The following is a 17,586-nucleotide window of genomic DNA, read 5'->3' as shown; positions in this document are numbered from 1 at the left end:
ATTCAGCAGTCACCACGATTTTTATGAATAATGATTCGTTGTATAATAAGATACTTCTACCAATGCTTTTTCTTCTTCCACACTATCTTCCAATTCGACTACATGAAAGATGCAAACTATGGAATCTTTTTCGTAGTCTTTCCGTACATTGACTAACCCAGATTCTAAACTTTCTGGCATCTGTGCTAATTCCCTTGCTTCTTCCTCAATCATGGAATAATCATTACCTTTACCTAACCCATTTAAATCTTCCTTCTAATTTTGCTGTATTGCGATAATTTACTACTTCAATATTTTTCATATATAACAACCCCTTTTATAAAGTAAAAAGTGACTGCTTTTTTTCAGCAGCCACTATTTTTTTGCTATTCATCCGTTGTATAGCCATCATATTTCAAAATCTTTTCTCCCTCGTCATCTTCTGAATCCCAGAAAGAGAAGTGAAACCAATACTTTTTATCATTATTTCTTTCATCTAAAGCAATCACATAGAAACTTTCAGTTTCCCCCGCATTTGCTCTTTCTATCGCTTCTAATCTCACCCCCTCGTTTAGATGAAAAGCATTTAATTCCACTAATTCTTCCTCAAACTTCATCCAATTATCAACATCTACAATACTTTCATTCATCTAAAACAACTCCTTTATAAAATTAAAAATGACTACCAATTATTGATAATCATTCTTTTTGCATTTTTTTCTTTTCTATTATTTCTGCTATCTTCACGATACCTTTTTCCCCCATCCAAGATATACCTTTCATAAAGACTAAAGCGCCAATAAAAATAATTGAACCAACTAAGATATACTTGAATCCCAAAGAAGAACTAACTTGAAATCCATAGATAGCTGGGTAACATAAACCAAGATATGATAAGCCAAGTACCCAAACCGCATTCACAACACGCCATACTTTCTTTTCCGACAAGTTAAGGAGAACATAATATATTCCCCCAAAGATAAACATCAATAAAATGAAACTAACAATTACTTTCAGCATGATAATTCACTCCTATCCATACAAAAAATGACTACCAATTATTGATAGCCATTCTTCACACATTGTTTGTTCCATATTTTTCTATTAATTTAACTGTATATTTGCACTGTAAAATTAATAGAGACAACCAAACAAAAAAAGTAATAATTCCTTCTACGAAACCACCAGCTAGCAATCCTAAATAATTCCCAGCAAAAATAGTAAAAGAAATCATTATAAAGAATAAACTTAATAAATTAATCATCATTGTATTTAACAATAAAAATGTTTTATCTTTTTTATTCATTCCATCACCCACAATACTTATAAATATTTTTCTTCCGCATAGGCTACTTCTGACTTATTGACAGTCTCTAATGCGCCATCCCATTCTTCAAACAAGTTTTCAATAGTAATTTTTCCAGAACGCCCATACATATCTTTCATGAGACACTGACCTTGATACATACTATCGAGCATTTCTTGATTTTCTTCTGTATCTTCCATGTTCATCCACTTCAATATGTCTGACCGTTCATTTTCTTCATCAAAAGCAAAGGCGACACCAAAGTTTCCTGTCTCATTTTCTTCTTCTCGTATCGCATCTTTCGTAGATTGTGAAATAAAATATAAAGCATTGTTATAACTTCTACCGATACGCTTCATTGATTTTTCAATTTTCTTACCTTGTTGTGATGCTGTAATTACCCAAGCTTCATCAATAAATACTGCTGTATTTTCCTCTTTATCTCTTTTTCCAAACAACTCACAAAACTTTCCTAAAGCCATCATAATAGCATTTGATTTTAGCTGGCTACTGGTATACGTTTCAATCGGGTCAGTTGCTTTTGGCAAATCAATATTTTCAATTTCAATGATAGATATTCTATCTTCTAAAGATAAAGATTCGTTCGAGCCATCATGAACAATCAATTTTAAAATACTGTCAGCAACTTTTTCATATAATAAATTTCCAGCTTTCTTTACTAATGGCTCATTATGTTCTTGCATAATTTTTATAACGTGCATTGAGCCAACTTGTTCCCCTCTTTGCCTACGTTCACAAACTTCATTTATAGCTTGTAAAAAGACGGTATGCACATCATCTTTACCGCTGAAATCATACAGTTGGGAAAAAATATCTTCTAATAAATCTTTGGCCTGTGATTTTGGTAAAAATGTTATCGGGTCTATCGTTCCCCAATTTTCCTCTTTTTCATGGTCTAAGGTGATAAATTTGAATTTTTTCAAATGCTCTACATACAAAGGATAATCACGTTTTACAATGCTATCGTTTATTGTCTTGTTAATCCATTTCCGATACTCTTTTTTCGGGTCTATATAAATAGAACTGACATTTAAAAATGTCATAAAGTTAAATAATAGTTTTGCTAAATACGATTTCCCATTACCTGTTTCACCAGTTATTAAAACATGTGGCGAACGCTTTTTAGAGCCTTTAATATTTTGATTAGCAAGAAATGGATGATGCAAAATAGGATGCCTACTTGTTCTTTTCGCACTTTCTAAGGAATCATGTTCGTTGAATCTATCCACCCAGCCAATGAAAAAGCCAATCTTATTTCCTAAATCACTGTTCACACCAAACAAATTTTCTGCTACACCGTTTTGTGTCGTTTTCTGTAACCATGAACGAGAAGTAATGTCTAACTTTTCACCCGGGAGAAACCGATAAAATAAATCTAATTGATCTGCAACAGGAACATGGCATTTAATATTTAATTGTTTAAAGAAACGCTTTACTTGTCTTGCTTTCACTAAACATTCTTTTTTACTTTTTCCAGTAACCGTAATACCAGCCAGCCAATTATTCAAATACGTATCATTATCTTTCAAATCATTTTGTAGATTTCTTATAACCTTACTACTATCTGAAACACTATCGTCTACATCTCCTTCACTCATAGCCTGTTCATCTGCCGATTGATTTAATTCCTTACCTTTAAAATTCGTATTCATTTTCGTTTTTGATTTACTTTCTACTTGCCCTTTTATATTTACTTCAACTTCAAATGGAAGTGATTGCGCTTCAAAAAATAAATCACTTTCTGCCATGTTGTGTGGAAATTCATCTACAACCACAAATGAAACAAAGCCTTCATCTTGTTCTGATTCTAATTTCAATGTTGCTGTATAACTAGGATTAATTTTAGTATTTGTAATCGCACCTACTGTGCTATTTTCCATTTCTTCTGCTACATCATGATTCAAACCACGAACAAAGTCATACCGATTTAAATAAATCAATTCATGTTCTTCTAATCTGCTACCATCTACATTAGAAACACTTGTAAATATGGTTTCTTCCAATTCTTTAAACTGGTTAAAAAAAGAGACAGGAACATTTTGTTCCCATCCCAATACATTTACGACTTTATCTGTCACCGTTGCAAATACACTAAAGGCATTTTCTTTTATATCTGCATCCAGCCTTATCAATTCATTTTTTAATTTAACACCCACTATAAAATCATTTTTGGTTAAATTACCTAAACGAGCATTTAGTATATTTTGTGTTTCATCCAGATAATATAAGCCAACATCTTCACTATCGCTAGACAGTTGATAACTCAAATCTTTTAAACGGTCTTTCAACCGTAAATCTTGAGGATACATTTTCAGATGATAATCCTCATATTTCACAATTTCTTCAAAGAATCGTTTCCAGTCCTTCTTATACTTTTCAACGACTTTTTTATTTTGTATGGATAGTGATTTACTCTTGATTCGATAGTATGCCCACACGTCGCCCTCTCTCGTTAACAGCATATTTTTTCTTATTGTTTTTACCGCTGGTTTCACTTTCACCATATTTATCTGTCACCACCTGTACGCATTTTTTAAAAGTAATTTTTTTATCATCCGCAAAAGCTACACGCCTGTCATTTACAAACTGCTTTTTCGGCATTTTAATCGTGATAAAGAACTTAATTAAATCGTAAATATAGATATAAATATTTTTACCTTCTGGCTCAATTTTTTTAAATAAAGTTGCCATTAATAAAGGAATACCTAAAAGAAACATTACCCACGTATTTTCAAAAGCATGAGGAAAATAATCTCTAATTTTATTCCCAACAAATAATGTTATTGCAAAAAACATTAAAAAATTGACTGCAAATAATAATTCAATAGCAAAAGGAAGATAGACACCAGGTGCTATCTCCCTAAGTTGTTTTGGCTCTCTTAACGCTTTGCGATAATTAAATACAACTCTCATGAACTTCATCCTTTTTAAAACGTATTTAAAAATGCTTCAATCCAACCAAATACTTTTTCTGTATTTCGGATTGAATAGTAAACTACACCGCCAATTAATATTGAAATAACAATTTGACCGATTTTTAACTTAAATACAAATTTCAGTAGTACAAAAGCTACTCCCACAAAGATTACCTGTTCAATTACATCTTTAATCCAATCGAAACCTTGATTTGGATTCGGTAGATTAGCCGTAGCAATTAATAATTCATTTAAGAAATGCATTTATATTCCTCCAATTATTTATATTTAAATTCATCAACATAAAAGTTACTTCCATTTTTCGAAATATCCATTTCGACATCATTTACTTGTTGAATGCCAGATATTTCATCTTGGAAGTTAACTTTCAATAGCGCTTTATAACTTTCTTCATCTTGATAGATCACTACATCTTGAATTTCTTCAAACAAAAAAGAACCATTTAATGTTTCTGGTTCTTCCATCAAATAAGCTAATTCTTCTACTGGCTCTGTCGTATATTTCTCAAAGAAATTATTCAAAAATATTATGATATTTTCTTTTTCATTTCCGTTATATTCTTCCAATTCGATTGAATCTGTCTCATACTCAATGTTTCCAGCAAGCGAAGGAACATCTGTAAAGTATGGAACAGAAGGGATGCTAAATAAGCCATTCTCTACAACAAGTGGAATATTTAATAATAATGTTTGTTGTTCTTCCTCTACTTCCGTTTCTATTTTTTTATTTTTTCCCTTCCCAGTCTCCACTTCTGTTTCTAATTTGTTTGTAAAAGTAACTTTATACTGGTACATCATATTTGATTCATTTTCTTCTATATTAAATAGAGTAAAAGATTCTAAGATTCTTGTACCTTCGCCTTCTGGTCGATACATAGCATTATTATCATCATTAAAAGTATCATTGAATACCATATATTCTTTTAAATTACTTGTTCGTTCCGTTCGAGCATCACTGTCTTTTGGTACATTCATATATACTCGAATAAAAGAAGATAGAAATTCGTTTGCTTGCTCCTGTGAAATTTCTTCTTGCACTTCTTCATCTTCCGCAGCTAACAAATTTCTATTCGTTTCATTCAGATTAGAACGTGTATTTACAGACAAAAGAATGGATAGGGTTGCAATGAACAGCATCCCCAAAATTAAAGTCCAAACAAAAAAAGCAATGCGCTTAGAATTATCTTTGCGAACATTGCTTTTCTCTTTTTTTGGCCTATGAACTTGTTTGACTTTACCTACAACTTTACTTTTACGAATTTTCTCTTTAAAACCCATTATTTACTCCTTTCTAAATAATTTATAAATGACGTAACCTTTTGCATCATCTTAATAGGTGATGCGTTATTTAGATAGATTTTTTCGCTGACCTTACCACCCCCTTTAAAATATGTCCTTTTATAAAATGTAAAACGGTATGTCGGATAACCTTTCTTCCGATAACCTTCAATAATTAAAGACGTATTATTCGATAAATCTTTAATATACGCTTGATAATAATAATGTTTTTTACCTTTCACCGTTTCTGGCAAATCAGCGACAAATCCTAAATTTTTTAATCGTTTTGATAAACTTTGCATCAGTTATCATCTTCCACCGTAATAAATTCAACATCTATATTTTCTCTATCAATATCATCATTGAGTAAATTTTCAAAAACAAGAACGATTTTACTTTCCTCATAAAGTGAAATACGTATTCTATATTGAAAAATTTCATCAGACATATAGAATTGGTGCTGATAGAAATCTACCATTGATTCATAGATTGTATTCCATAAATCTATTTTCCCAATTTTAATTAAATAATTTTCCAGCGTTCCCGGGTTTTTAAAAACAATTCTCATATTTTCACATCCTTTAAAATTAATATTTAAAATGATGGATAGCCATATATACGAGGTCACAAGAAGGTATTTCTTCACCCTCATTTTCAACAATCTCAAAAATTGGTGCAATATAATCTTCCTCATAATCCTTACGTACTTTCACGCCACCTTGTTGTTGAACTTCTGGCAGAGTAGCAACTTCTTTAGCACATTCGATAAAAAAATCATAATCATCAAATTTACCTAACTCCTAATCATCCTCTAACCCAGCTAAATTTTGAATCCCTCTTACTACCTTAGTACCCATTAATAACTATCCCCTTCCTAAAAATAAATATATTAAAATACTGCCACTATATCTAAAAATTCCAGAGCAACAATTGCATTTCTTGAATTGCTTTTTACATGATTTTGTATAGACGGATCAATTCCAAATAAAAAATGAAAGGTTTTGTTTTCATCCCTTTCATTTCTCGCATAATAAAATATCCCTATTTCTGTATATACCGAATTACTAATAAATTGTATTTCTTCCTGTAATTTTTCTAAAATGACTAACTTATCATTAATCAAGTTGTTACTTTCCAACACTTCAACAAATTCACCATCATTTGTTATAAGTGGAATCATTTAAAAACTCCCTTCATAAAAGATTAATATATCCAGTCCATTCAGCGTAAATAAGCCAATCATCCTCCGCATATCCATAAATATCTTCACGATTAAGATTAAATTGTAATCCAACCGTATCAGCATCCCTACGTTCATATAAATGTGCAAAATTACATTCTATTGAAACTTGCCCTTCCATAGTCTCATTGATTCCAGCATCTAAAATACTTTCAAATAATACCTCCCGCAATTCATTATAAACATTCACTATTCCATGATATTCCAAAGCATTTACTAAACTAGCACTATTCACTACTTCTAATTGAGCCATTTTTAACCACCCTTTAAACCCATTTTGAGTAGTAACCAAAAGCACCAAATTGTACTAAAACATCATCTAATTCTTCTTGCGTTTTCGGCTGAATGGGATACCAGCGAGACACAGCATACTCACCGTCTGCCCCTTCTAATCCACGAATATTAATATTTTCACCTGTATATGTCATACGCTCTTTTACTAATTCTTGCACCTCATATATATCTCTAGCTTCCACTTTGTCTACAATTCCAGTACCATAATCAATGGCATATTTATTCATCCTATCCAACTCCTTTAATACTTCTTCAATTGCAACCATAATCAAAATAATCATTCATAATCACTTATAAAATCAGTATTTTTACACTTCGGACATACATACAAATAATCATCTTCTGGAGAAGAAGGTTCCCAAAACCATTCTTCATCATCTTTATTATTTTCCCATTCATACTGTCTCAAAGTTATAGCTGTAACTTGACATTTTGAACAAATAACTCCATCCATCCTACTAGATAAAAGAAACATTTTTATAATCTCACCTCACACATATTTCTATTATTCTTCTTCATTCATAAAACCCCATGTACAAAATGGAATCATAAGAATACTTGCAATAATTAACGACAAGTACACCATAGGGTCAGTTAAAACTTCTTTAAAAGTAACTACTTCATCAAACAATAAATTAGATGAAACTTTAATTATAAATACTCCAACAAAATCAGTTAGCAAGACAATAATAATAGATGACAACAATGCTGGTAAAAGTTTCATAGCAAATCTTCTTTCCTAATAATTAGTTTTCTACCTTCACCAGCACTACTAATGACAACAATATTCTTATTACTTCGCTTGTATTTTTTAAAATTTTCAAGAAATGGTTTTCCATAACCTTGCATCATTCGTCGAATTATTTCTTCCTCATATACCAGCATCAAATTTTTCTTCTCATTTAACATTTAATTCACTCCTTAAAGTAAATGTCATTCACTTCATTCACAAAATTTATATAATCACAAACAAGGTGCTCGAACTCAAAACCCTCTTCCAAGTTTTCCAATATACTTTCTAATTCATTAACTTTCTGTAACGAAGAAGAAACATTGATAAATTTTTTATCAAAATTAACAACTGGCAGATTAAGCAAAATATCTAACAATAAAATACGTATTCTACTTATTGCAAAGCCATTATTAACTAACTTACTAATTAATAAGATATTTTTACTTTCAAAAATTTCCTCTATCTCATATTCAATTTTCCTTAAAGTTAAAATTCCTATTTCTGATACTTTTGCTAATTTTTCTATCTGATCTATTATAGTATAAGACAATTAAATTCAACTCCTAACCATAAAAATAGAGTAGCTTTGGCTACTCTGGATAAAATATATATTCAACAAATCTAATTAGTTAAATCAGAAGTCATTAATTCAATCAATTATCGAAAGCTAGATTTTAAAACCACATCCCAACCATGAACATTGCCAAGCAAAATAAAAAGTCCGATTATAAAAACCCATAAGACTATCAATAACCACATAGCCACTTTCACTTCATCATCCATCCGAAATTCACTCCTTAATTGGTTTTACTTTAAGGAAAAGAACTCTGTATCACTTCATTCACAAAATTTACATAACGCTTAATACTTCCTTCAAATCTAAAATTTCCTTTCAATTGGAACAACGCATTTTCTAACCCATTCACAAGAACTAATTCATTATAAGCATCAATATAATTACGTTTTTGAATTATTTCTGGTAAATTGTGTAACATATCTAAAATTAGAATACTAACATTGTTTATTATTACAACATCATCAAAATGAATATTTTTTAAAAAAGTTTTTTTATTACTTTTATAGTCATTTTTCATTTCAAATTCAACCGACCTTAAAACAAGAATACCTTCCCGGATTACTTCCAATAATTTTTTATTTCTTACTTCATCTGTATATGGCAATTTTAATCAACTCCTAACATTGTATAATGGTTGTATTTGTTCTATTATTTCCAACTCGTTAATTTCATCCAATCCTAATAAACCATAAACATTCGAAAGCGAAATCAAGAATATATCAATCTTTCTTATATTTTTCTCTTTTATATAGTTATTTAAATCTTGTATCATCTCATTCAGTTCCACAACAGATATATCTAACACGGACAACTCTTCATATTTTATTGTTGCTTTATATTCCATAGAAGCATCCAAATTTGATATTCTAACATTCCTTTTTAAACCAACATTTTCGGGAAATATATCTACCAATTTTATTGATTCACCCGCATCTGCACTTAATAAATCATGCACTTTCCTGTCAAAGTTTCTGGCATCCCTTTCTTCAACCGTCTTTATTTTAGTAAGCCAACTAATATGACTAAGAATCTGCTTTCGCTTTTCTATTATTTTTTTAATATTACTTAGTTTTATACGAGTATACACAACTAATAATAAAGGAATAATCCAAATCAGATGAAAAATACCAATAATAACCACCTTCCTTTTCAGTTATAAGATAAATTTCGTTAATAAAAAAAGTGCAATAAATAACAATGCACTACTCAAAACTGGTAATAAAATAATTTTTTTTCGACCTTTTCCTTCCACCATTTTAAAACTTACTCTAAGCACTCCAAAAATTACAACAAGAATTATTAAAAAATATGTTAAAAATAGTATTGATGCTAATACATAATCCATAGAATCATTTCCTTTCAACAGAACTAATCTGCAAGCAAGGTACGGTAGTATTTTTCAAAACGTTTCACTGAAAAATCTCCACCTTTCCCCCTTGCTTTCCGATTTTTTGACGCTGTTTTGCGTTTGCCAAGTCAACTATACCCAAAAGGTTATTTAATTAAATTGACTTGTCACTAGCAATTATAGCGTCAAAAACGTTAAGTCCTATCGTGCCAAAATATACTGATCCATTATAAAATAGTGACGTTAAATTCGTGGTTTTTGGCAACCACACTGCCAGCCAATATCACAACCCCAAAAGGTTGGAAAAGTCAAAACACTATCTTATAATTTTTAGCCGCTAAGCTATCATATCTTCCACTTTTGAAACATAAATCATCATTTTGTGTTCCTGTTCTTCTGACATTTCAGCCTTATCTATCATTTCATTCAATTTATCTCGATTCAATTCTTCATCTGCTGTTTGAATCATCTTTAAAGTCGGTGCAACCGATTTTTCAACCCACGCTTCACTTTTTTCATAGAAATCTTCTGTCGGCTCTGTCGTTAACTTTAATTTCTTGCCCATATCACCAATCAAATTTTCCCATTTTTTATTTGTTTGCCAGTATCTTTTTTGCTTTTGCGCTCCCTTATCAACAAACCTTACATAATAATTTAAAACTGACATGATATTTTCACTAACCGTACCTGTATCTTGTATCTTTCGAATCAATTCTTGCGCCCTTTCATTTTTTAATCGCAATTCATAACGATTTTTAATTTCCACATCTTCTACTGGAATGTTTAACTTCTTTGCCTGTTCATAGTCTTTTTGGTAAAGGCAAAGATAGAAATTACTTGATTTAGAACCCAAATAGACCGAAACACCATGTTTTTCTCCTGTTTCTATTAATCCAGAACCCATAAAATCAAACGTTTTGAATCTTGAAACGCATTCGCCAGCAAATATTTTATTTAACAAGGTTGGTATAGAAACATATTCTTTAAAATCATTTATCGCAATATCAATACGTGTGCATCTTCCTTTATGTTTTTCGCAATCTTGAAAGAAATCAAACCATGTTTTACCCCTTGCTTTTAAATAGCTTTCAAATTGTCTACAACCTTTTCCCGACATTTCAATAAGCGTTCCTCTATCATCCCCTTTTTCCGAGTATAAACATTTTATTAAATCTAATTTAAACATTCCGACATAACCATATTGGCTAGTTGCTGTTTCATACATAAACTTTTTTTTAATATGAAGTATCTCCTTCAAAATCACATCAACATCATGTGTAGGAAAACTTATACGAACGTAATCATAAATACAGTTTAAACTTTTTTCATTTGCATCATAATAAGCTAAAGTATCAAGTATATCTTCTAACAAATTATCTGGAATCTTTTTCTTTCCACTTTCTAACTTTGAAAGATATGAACTACTTACCCCGATTTGCTTCGCAAATTCAACTCCTTTAATTCCCAAACGTTCTCTTGTCGTTTTAATAGTTGCGCCAATATCACCCATTTTTTTCTCCTTTCAACTGAATTGGTCAAAAATTCGGCATTTACAAAAAAGTAAGTTGACCAAATTCACACTCTAAATTTTGTTGATATATCAAGGTTTCTGCCCCGTTGCTAGGGATTGGTCTTAACATTTGTACCCCCCTGTTAGATAAAGGGGGTTTACGTATACCGGGGCAAGCCCGGTATACACACAACACGTCTTCGCACTGGTGCTACTTTGCGTTGCCACGCGCGACTGCCGTCGCTAGCGTAGCACCAGCCTACGACGTGTTGTGTTAACTATGGTTTGATATTTGCTGTAAAAAATCATAATCTTTAGGAACTAATGGCGTAAAAAACTCTGTTATGATAGACGAACCTGTATCAGCATAACCTCGACCTTTTATGCTCTTGTTTATAAATTTATTATCGACATCTCCAAACATCATGCCATATCCCACATCACTATTTTTACCAAGCGCAACTCTAAAATTAAATTGGTCACGAATACCATCAGCAAGATATTTGGCATCTGGCCTTTGATTAGCAAGAATTATAAAATATCCAGCTTGCCTTCCCATCATAATTAATTGTTTCATATTTTCGAGAACAGATTGCTTTTCTGACATATTTAACATTTCCATAAAGGCAACATATTCATCAAACACAACAAAAACAGGTGGTAATCCAACATCCCTGTAATTTCCACCTGTTTTATATCCTGGCATTTCCTTCATTTCTTCTGACCGTTTGTGCATTTCCTCTACTGATTTACGTAAAGTCATTTCAATTCCAGATTTTTTACTAAATACTGTACCTTCTGGCATAACATGTTCCAAGTCTGCCAAATCTGCATTTTTTGGGTCAAGTATTTTCAAGTTAGCCCCCGACTTCAATAAAGCATCAATCATAGTTAAAATAAAATATGTTTTACCACCGCCAGTACCACCAGCAATAAGCATATGTGGTAAACTATCAAAATTCCAACTTATATGATCCATTAATTTCATACTGCCATTATTTACTTCAACATCATTGATTGATATACGCTTCCTTTTAACATCATAAAGTAATTTATAACAAATATAATTTTCTTCAATCTCTTTCTCCATCAAAGCACAAAACAATCCATCTTCTAGTTGTTCATCCAACTGTTTGAATCTATCTTGAAATCTTGACATATCCAGATTTATACGAAATTCAATATACCCTTTACGAATCTTATAATAGGCTTTTGGAAAATAAGATATTTTTGATTTAGTTACAGTTTTTTCAGACCATTGACTTTCAGTAGAATAAGTCTGCATTTCAATAAAACGATTAGAAATGAACATTCTGGCAATTTTCTGCCTGTGATAGATGCGCATATATTGTTCAAAAAAGACAATGTACATTAAACCTACAATAAGAGCACCAATTACAAAGGAAATTACTATTCCCTTCCCAATGTAAAACCAATTCCAGCCGAGTATGTCTTTTAAATAATCCCATTGAAACCACTCACTAATATTACTTATTCCTGTTTTATAACAGAAAAATAAAGACAATAAAAAAACAGGTATAAAGATTCCCATACCTGTTCTTAACACCCCATGTTCCATTTTTGGATTAATCCTTATACCTCTATATGTCCATAATCGTTTTCTTAAAAATTCAATCTTTATCACCTTTTTTCTTTTCTAATTTAATAAAGATTTCTCCACTTTTTCCTAGCTTTTTTCATATCAAAATAACCAATGATAACAAAAATAAACTTAACAATATAAAGAATAAAAAGTATCACTGGTAAAATAACTAATCCAATCATAAAAATAATATTAAAAGATGACCAATACCAACCATCAAGAAGAAAATCAATCATAAAATTCCACCTTATTTTTTTATAGCAATAGCGTACTAATTAGTTTAAATAACTAGCACGCTATTATCAATTATTTATTGTGGCTTTTTATTTTCCTCTGGCTTCAAAGGCTCTTTTGTATCTTTCTGGTCTTTCCCAAAATTAGTATTTGATTTTTTAGGCTCATTATTACCACCAGCTGGCACAATATCACTTGCAAAAATCATAATCACTGCATCCCTACCATTCGCTGAAAATTGGTCAATAGTAACATCTTTCAATTCAACAGGCGTATTGTATTCAAAATCTTTTTCTGGTAATTCTGCATCCAAATATACCGTTACTGCCTGTTCTTGCGCTCTACTTTTTAAATTATACCTACGATTTATAACTTTTTGTCTATCTGGATCATTTGGGTCATATCTAACTCCATCATCCCCCATAAATTTCAATTCTCCAAAAGTTGCATCAACATTTACTTTAATTCCTTCTTTTAATTTCATTTATCATTCAATCTCCTTTTTTAATTAATTTATTATCAATAGAATAAAATCAAATATTATGCTGGAACAATATCGTCAGCATAGCAAAGCCAATTAACAAATCCACCTGTATTAGTACGGTTAGCCTGTAATTTTAATTTAGGATTCACCAATTTAACAGTATCACCATACTTTAAATCTTGTTTAACACCTACACTTGGCGGTAAAATTACTTCAATTCCTTCTTTATGTTTTGCAGAAAAGAGATTAAACCTTCTACCAATTACCTTCTGATTTCTTCCAAAACCTTCTGTTACCTCTCCATTCTCCTTGTCATAAGATGCAAACTCAATCACACCAAACGTTTCTTCAGTTTCTGGGATAATAAAATTTAACATTTAAACCTCTCCTTTAATTTCCTTATATAAATTTTGTAATTCTATAGATGTTAATCCTAATTCAGATGATTTTGTTAGAATCCACTCTTTTCTAACAGATGGGATTAGAATTTCTTCTATATCTGAATATGGATTATTGTATAATTCTAAAACATCTTTAAAAGCCTGTTTTTCAGTTAAATATCTTCCTTCATCAGAATAAATCTGAATATAATTATCTAAACGTTCTCGATAATACAAGTTAAGAACATACATCTGGTCAATATATTCTGTCATCCAACGATGTTCATTTAAAATATTTACTAAATCCTCTAAACTAACTGATAAGCTTCCTTGTTCAACTGAAATCAATAATAATTTTTCATATAATTTAGAATACGTTGAACTCACTCAATCACCTCAATCTATTTTTTCTAGCATTATCGGTGTTTCTGCAATCTGAATACGTTCTAATAACTCTGCACCTGTTAAATCATTGTCTTTTGCATAATCAAATCCTCTAATGCTGACAGAAGTATACAAATCACATTCTGGTATTAAGTGATGTGGAAGTGTTCCAAAAACATGTTTTCCTTTAATATCGGTAGCTTCAACACGCTCAAATACAGGCGCATCTATCAAAAAAGGAAATTCATTTTTTAAAATATCAATCGTACCTTTATGCCTACTGGCAATAACAAAATCATGTTTCTTTTCCAACGGATATATTTCAAGAGCAATTAAACGATATTTTGAAACATTTATATCTGCCTTGATAATATCTAATCCTGTTTTATATATAGTATCTCTGGACAATTCCAATCCATAATATTCATTTACTCCATGTCTGGCTAAAAGACTTGGTGAAATTGTAGATACAATTACAGTGTTTTCCGAATCTTTATTATCGAATCTGACTAAATCTTTTACAGCATCAAAGCCAAATGCGACTATTTTATTTTCCCTTAATAAATCATTTAACTTCATGAATTCACCTACCTTCCTAATAATCGCCTTGAATAGTTTTAACTGCCTTTACTGCTTTTTTATATTCCTTCAATTCTTTTTCTTGTTGCTCCATTTCACGAACAATCTTATTAAATTCCGGTGAACCCCATTCTACATTTCCTAAATCAAACTTTTTGATTTTTGGTTTTTTATATCCATGAAATCACCATCTTTTTATTTTTTATAAAAAAAAGAAAAAAGAAATTCGCTAGGCTCTTTTTCAACTATCATAAGAACCATTACGGCGCTTATCAGTCGCTTTTTTTCCTAATCATGGCGACATATAGTAGGTTGTTTTTACAACCATTAGCACCCTCGCTATGGACTGCTATACCATATTTAAAAGTGTTAGGTATCATCACTTAGATTTCGCTTAATGACAAATCGTAAATTACACGCTATAATAAAAGTGTCGAGTTTTTATTTGTGGCGTGTATGATTAGTTACGATTAATCATATGCGCTATCTTTCTATATGTAATTTTCAATGTTCAACTTCCTTCCTTTACATTCTCCAACATCTTATGAGGTGGTAAGAAGTCACACCTTTTATATATTGTCGAATGTCTTAACTGCTTTCCTTGTCATATCATAATTTTTTGCAATCCTACGATATGAAACGTTATGCAATAACAGCTTTTCAATGATTTCTTTTGATATAGGCTCTTTCATGTAATGTTCAACTTTTATTGATCTAAACGCTAACTTCATACATGCTTGCCAATCACCCTCGTAAGTTTTGGCTAATGCAACTGCTTTTTTCATTGATGCTTGCATTAAACTAAAGTCCATTTGTGTTTCACCCCCTCGAAGTAATATAATCTAATTGTTAATTCAAATAAGAATATTCTCATTTTGTGATTTTTCATCTTTGTAAAATTCATTGATATCTACATCAAAGATTTCTGATAGTAAATATAAATTTTCAGCACTAATCTTTTTTTTATCAGATTCAATTTCTGAAATTATTGAAGAATATTTATAACCTAATTTTTTTGCTACAAAAGATTGTGTAAAACCTTTTTCTTTTCTTAATTGTTGTATACGAAATCCTAAACTCTTTACCATCATTATCCCCCTTTCAAGTTCTCATTATGTGAATTTAATTTTATTATACATTCTCGTTATGAGAATGTAAAGGGTTTTTTATAATTTTTTTCTCATTTTGTGAATAAAGTTTCTCGTTTAGCGAAATAATGTTATTATACTTGTATATAAGGAAGTGAAAAAAATGAATTATGGTGAACGATTAAAAAAGATTCGCATAGAAAAAGGTTATAAACAAATAGATGTCGCCAATAAAATTGGAATAAAGAATAACACTTTATCCAGTTATGAAAAATCTATAAGACAACCCGATTATGATAATTTAAAAAAGTTAGCAAATTTGTATAATGTTTCAATTGATTATATAATTACTGGAAATGAATTTAGTAATTCCCCAGACGAAATGTGGAAAGAATTTCTTGACCCTAAAACACAAATATTTTTTAAAGATTTACAAGACGCTCCAGAAGATAAAATAGAAGAATTAATTCGCTTTTGGGAATATCTTAAACATAGGGAAGAATAAGAAATGAGGTTATTTAATGTTAGGGGAAAGACTTAAAAAGTTAAGAAAACAGCATAGTCTATCTCAAAAAGAACTATCAAAAAAGTTAGAAATATCAAGAGGAGCCTATGCACATTATGAAGTAAATAAAAGGCAACCCGATTACGAAACACTAAAGAAAATTGCTAATTATTTTAATGTTTCATTAGATTTTTTAATCAGAGGGAACGAATTTACTAATTCATCAGATGAAATGTACAATAAATTTCTTGACCCTAAAACACAAATATTTTTTAAAAACTTACAAGATGCTCCAGAAGATAAAATAGAAGAATTAATTCTCTTTTGGGATTTCATTCAAGAAAGAGACAAAAATAAATAAGCTCTGTTATTAGAGCTTTTTTTATACTCAACAATAGAACTAACGTTCCTTGAGGTGATAAAAGATGAAATATCAAACTACACTATTAGAAGATTCAATAAAAGAATTTTATAAAAAATTAGGTATTCATCATCCTAACCAATTAAATATGAGAGAAATTGCAAAAAAGTTAAACATCAAATTAACTTTCTTAAATATTTCAAGTAGAACATATAAAGGTGAAATTATAATTGATTCTCGATTATCACCAGAAGAACAATGGTTAGATTTCGCTCATGAACTTTGTCATGTTTTATTGCAATACGGAAATCAAATTATAAATCTAAATAATCTTTATATTGAGTATCAAGAGTGGAAAGCAAATAATTTTGCATTACATTTTTGTGTTCCGACATTTATGTTACAAAAATACAGTATCAATAATATTAATGAAGGTATTCGTATTATCAAAAATAAATTTTATGTTACAGACGAAATTGCACAAAAAAAATTGAATCATTATAGAAGTCAATTGATTCAATCTAATTCATAAGCTATTTAATGGTCCAAATATTAACACATATAAAAAGAGAGTGTAAACTCATCAGAAAAAGAGTACACTCTCTTTTTCTGTGCGTTATTTGGTATAATTTGGGGACAGAAAAAGCACCTCCAGTTAAGATCAATTTAATCATTAAAGGAGGTGCTTATACTGTTTGGTTTCTCACATACTCAATATTAAATCACCAAATAATGAAACCTGATGGC

Annotated in this window: 33 protein-coding genes; 3 read left to right on the top strand and 30 right to left on the bottom strand. The window is 30.4% G+C overall.

Annotated features, from left to right (window positions below; all coding sequences use genetic code 11):
- Positions 1-21: 21 nt before the first annotated feature.
- The 30 genes from MKY30_RS16260 to MKY30_RS16115 all read right to left on the bottom strand — a co-directional run bounded on the left by MKY30_RS16260 (position 22) and on the right by MKY30_RS16115 (position 15,973).
- Entirely contained in the window at positions 22-213 is a 192-nt protein-coding gene (locus MKY30_RS16260; RefSeq protein WP_341084801.1) for a hypothetical protein, read from the bottom strand.
- 152 nt (positions 214-365) lie between these two features.
- Complete coding sequence (locus MKY30_RS16255; protein WP_341084799.1) at positions 366-629, bottom strand: hypothetical protein; 264 nt, start codon at positions 627-629, stop codon at positions 366-368.
- Between the two features lie 49 nt (positions 630-678).
- Entirely contained in the window at positions 679-999 is a 321-nt protein-coding gene (locus MKY30_RS16250) for a hypothetical protein (RefSeq protein WP_341084798.1), read from the bottom strand.
- A 55-nt stretch (positions 1,000-1,054) separates the two neighbouring features.
- A complete protein-coding gene (locus tag MKY30_RS16245; RefSeq protein WP_341084796.1) occupies positions 1,055-1,285 on the bottom strand; it encodes a hypothetical protein in 231 nt (76 codons plus the stop codon).
- A 17-nt stretch (positions 1,286-1,302) separates the two neighbouring features.
- On the bottom strand, positions 1,303-3,810 hold the full coding sequence (locus MKY30_RS16240; protein ID WP_445667722.1) for an ATP-binding protein: 2,508 nt from the start codon (positions 3,808-3,810) through the stop codon (positions 1,303-1,305).
- Positions 3,716-4,219 (bottom strand): TcpE family conjugal transfer membrane protein, encoded by a 504-nt coding sequence (locus tag MKY30_RS16235; protein ID WP_341084792.1) that lies wholly within the window; start codon positions 4,217-4,219, stop codon positions 3,716-3,718. Before MKY30_RS16235 ends, MKY30_RS16240 begins: the two co-directional genes overlap by 95 nt.
- Before the next feature lie 14 nt (positions 4,220-4,233).
- Positions 4,234-4,485: a hypothetical protein gene (locus MKY30_RS16230; protein ID WP_341084790.1), complete on the bottom strand. Its 252-nt coding sequence runs from the start codon at positions 4,483-4,485 to the stop codon at positions 4,234-4,236.
- A gap of 14 nt (positions 4,486-4,499) precedes the next feature.
- Positions 4,500-5,519, bottom strand: coding sequence for a conjugal transfer protein (locus MKY30_RS16225; RefSeq protein ID WP_341084788.1), 1,020 nt, complete (start codon positions 5,517-5,519; stop codon positions 4,500-4,502).
- Entirely contained in the window at positions 5,519-5,821 is a 303-nt protein-coding gene (locus tag MKY30_RS16220) for a hypothetical protein (RefSeq protein ID WP_341084786.1), read from the bottom strand. The genes MKY30_RS16225 and MKY30_RS16220 overlap by 1 nt, the downstream gene beginning before the upstream one ends.
- Entirely contained in the window at positions 5,821-6,087 is a 267-nt protein-coding gene (locus MKY30_RS16215) for a hypothetical protein (protein ID WP_341084784.1), read from the bottom strand. Before MKY30_RS16215 ends, MKY30_RS16220 begins: the two co-directional genes overlap by 1 nt.
- Positions 6,088-6,106: 19 nt before the next feature.
- Positions 6,107-6,232 (bottom strand): hypothetical protein, encoded by a 126-nt coding sequence (locus tag MKY30_RS16210; RefSeq protein ID WP_341084782.1) that lies wholly within the window; start codon positions 6,230-6,232, stop codon positions 6,107-6,109.
- A 176-nt stretch (positions 6,233-6,408) separates the two neighbouring features.
- Positions 6,409-6,699, bottom strand: a complete 291-nt coding sequence (locus tag MKY30_RS16205; RefSeq protein WP_341084779.1) for a hypothetical protein — start codon at positions 6,697-6,699, stop codon at positions 6,409-6,411.
- 13 nt (positions 6,700-6,712) lie between these two features.
- Complete coding sequence (locus MKY30_RS16200) at positions 6,713-7,012, bottom strand: hypothetical protein (protein ID WP_341084776.1); 300 nt, start codon at positions 7,010-7,012, stop codon at positions 6,713-6,715.
- A 13-nt stretch (positions 7,013-7,025) separates the two neighbouring features.
- Positions 7,026-7,334, bottom strand: a complete 309-nt coding sequence (locus MKY30_RS16195; protein ID WP_341084774.1) for a hypothetical protein — start codon at positions 7,332-7,334, stop codon at positions 7,026-7,028.
- A 224-nt stretch (positions 7,335-7,558) separates the two neighbouring features.
- Positions 7,559-7,777 (bottom strand): hypothetical protein, encoded by a 219-nt coding sequence (locus MKY30_RS16190; protein WP_341084773.1) that lies wholly within the window; start codon positions 7,775-7,777, stop codon positions 7,559-7,561.
- Complete coding sequence (locus MKY30_RS16185) at positions 7,774-7,962, bottom strand: hypothetical protein (protein WP_341084772.1); 189 nt, start codon at positions 7,960-7,962, stop codon at positions 7,774-7,776. The genes MKY30_RS16190 and MKY30_RS16185 overlap by 4 nt, the downstream gene beginning before the upstream one ends.
- A gap of 5 nt (positions 7,963-7,967) precedes the next feature.
- Positions 7,968-8,336: a hypothetical protein gene (locus tag MKY30_RS16180; protein WP_341084771.1), complete on the bottom strand. Its 369-nt coding sequence runs from the start codon at positions 8,334-8,336 to the stop codon at positions 7,968-7,970.
- A 107-nt stretch (positions 8,337-8,443) separates the two neighbouring features.
- Positions 8,444-8,569 carry a hypothetical protein gene (locus tag MKY30_RS16175; protein WP_341084770.1) on the bottom strand — a complete coding sequence of 42 codons (126 nt, stop codon included), beginning with the start codon at positions 8,567-8,569 and terminating at the stop codon, positions 8,444-8,446.
- A 29-nt stretch (positions 8,570-8,598) separates the two neighbouring features.
- A complete protein-coding gene (locus tag MKY30_RS16170) occupies positions 8,599-8,967 on the bottom strand; it encodes a hypothetical protein (protein WP_341084769.1) in 369 nt (122 codons plus the stop codon).
- Positions 8,968-8,973: 6 nt separating this feature from the next.
- Positions 8,974-9,504 (bottom strand): hypothetical protein, encoded by a 531-nt coding sequence (locus tag MKY30_RS16165; RefSeq protein ID WP_341084768.1) that lies wholly within the window; start codon positions 9,502-9,504, stop codon positions 8,974-8,976.
- A 12-nt stretch (positions 9,505-9,516) separates the two neighbouring features.
- A complete protein-coding gene (locus MKY30_RS16160; protein WP_341084766.1) occupies positions 9,517-9,708 on the bottom strand; it encodes a hypothetical protein in 192 nt (63 codons plus the stop codon).
- Between the two features lie 340 nt (positions 9,709-10,048).
- A complete protein-coding gene (locus tag MKY30_RS16155; protein WP_341084765.1) occupies positions 10,049-11,221 on the bottom strand; it encodes an XRE family transcriptional regulator in 1,173 nt (390 codons plus the stop codon).
- Between the two features lie 274 nt (positions 11,222-11,495).
- Positions 11,496-12,800 (bottom strand): FtsK/SpoIIIE domain-containing protein, encoded by a 1,305-nt coding sequence (locus MKY30_RS16150; protein WP_341084764.1) that lies wholly within the window; start codon positions 12,798-12,800, stop codon positions 11,496-11,498.
- Between the two features lie 83 nt (positions 12,801-12,883).
- Positions 12,884-13,060, bottom strand: coding sequence for a hypothetical protein (locus MKY30_RS16145; protein ID WP_341084763.1), 177 nt, complete (start codon positions 13,058-13,060; stop codon positions 12,884-12,886).
- 74 nt (positions 13,061-13,134) lie between these two features.
- The gene (locus MKY30_RS16140; RefSeq protein ID WP_341084762.1) at positions 13,135-13,542 is read right to left on the bottom strand and encodes a DUF961 family protein; all 408 of its coding nucleotides are present in this window, start codon (positions 13,540-13,542) and stop codon (positions 13,135-13,137) included.
- Between the two features lie 56 nt (positions 13,543-13,598).
- Complete coding sequence (locus MKY30_RS16135) at positions 13,599-13,919, bottom strand: DUF961 family protein (protein ID WP_341084761.1); 321 nt, start codon at positions 13,917-13,919, stop codon at positions 13,599-13,601.
- A complete protein-coding gene (locus tag MKY30_RS16130; protein ID WP_341084760.1) occupies positions 13,920-14,309 on the bottom strand; it encodes a hypothetical protein in 390 nt (129 codons plus the stop codon).
- 9 nt (positions 14,310-14,318) lie between these two features.
- Positions 14,319-14,885, bottom strand: coding sequence for a hypothetical protein (locus MKY30_RS16125; RefSeq protein ID WP_341084759.1), 567 nt, complete (start codon positions 14,883-14,885; stop codon positions 14,319-14,321).
- Between the two features lie 569 nt (positions 14,886-15,454).
- On the bottom strand, positions 15,455-15,697 hold the full coding sequence (locus tag MKY30_RS16120; protein ID WP_341084757.1) for a hypothetical protein: 243 nt from the start codon (positions 15,695-15,697) through the stop codon (positions 15,455-15,457).
- 42 nt (positions 15,698-15,739) lie between these two features.
- On the bottom strand, positions 15,740-15,973 hold the full coding sequence (locus MKY30_RS16115; RefSeq protein ID WP_341084756.1) for a helix-turn-helix domain-containing protein: 234 nt from the start codon (positions 15,971-15,973) through the stop codon (positions 15,740-15,742).
- Between the two features lie 163 nt (positions 15,974-16,136).
- Between MKY30_RS16115 and MKY30_RS16110 the strand changes: the two genes are divergently transcribed.
- The 3 genes from MKY30_RS16110 to MKY30_RS16100 all read left to right on the top strand — a co-directional run bounded on the left by MKY30_RS16110 (position 16,137) and on the right by MKY30_RS16100 (position 17,371).
- Complete coding sequence (locus MKY30_RS16110; RefSeq protein ID WP_341084752.1) at positions 16,137-16,478, top strand: helix-turn-helix domain-containing protein; 342 nt, start codon at positions 16,137-16,139, stop codon at positions 16,476-16,478.
- A 16-nt stretch (positions 16,479-16,494) separates the two neighbouring features.
- Positions 16,495-16,839: a helix-turn-helix domain-containing protein gene (locus MKY30_RS16105; protein WP_341084751.1), complete on the top strand. Its 345-nt coding sequence runs from the start codon at positions 16,495-16,497 to the stop codon at positions 16,837-16,839.
- Positions 16,840-16,903: 64 nt separating this feature from the next.
- Positions 16,904-17,371 (top strand): ImmA/IrrE family metallo-endopeptidase, encoded by a 468-nt coding sequence (locus MKY30_RS16100; RefSeq protein WP_341084749.1) that lies wholly within the window; start codon positions 16,904-16,906, stop codon positions 17,369-17,371.
- The last annotated feature ends 215 nt before the right edge of the window (positions 17,372-17,586 follow it).

It is taken from the genome of Oceanobacillus sp. FSL W8-0428 (assembly GCF_038004405.1).
In the GTDB taxonomy this organism is placed as follows: Bacteria; Bacillota; Bacilli; order Bacillales; family Amphibacillaceae; genus Oceanobacillus; species Oceanobacillus sojae.
The sequence above is the reverse complement of the archived record's forward strand: the minus strand, read 5'-3'. Positions and strand labels throughout refer to the sequence as shown.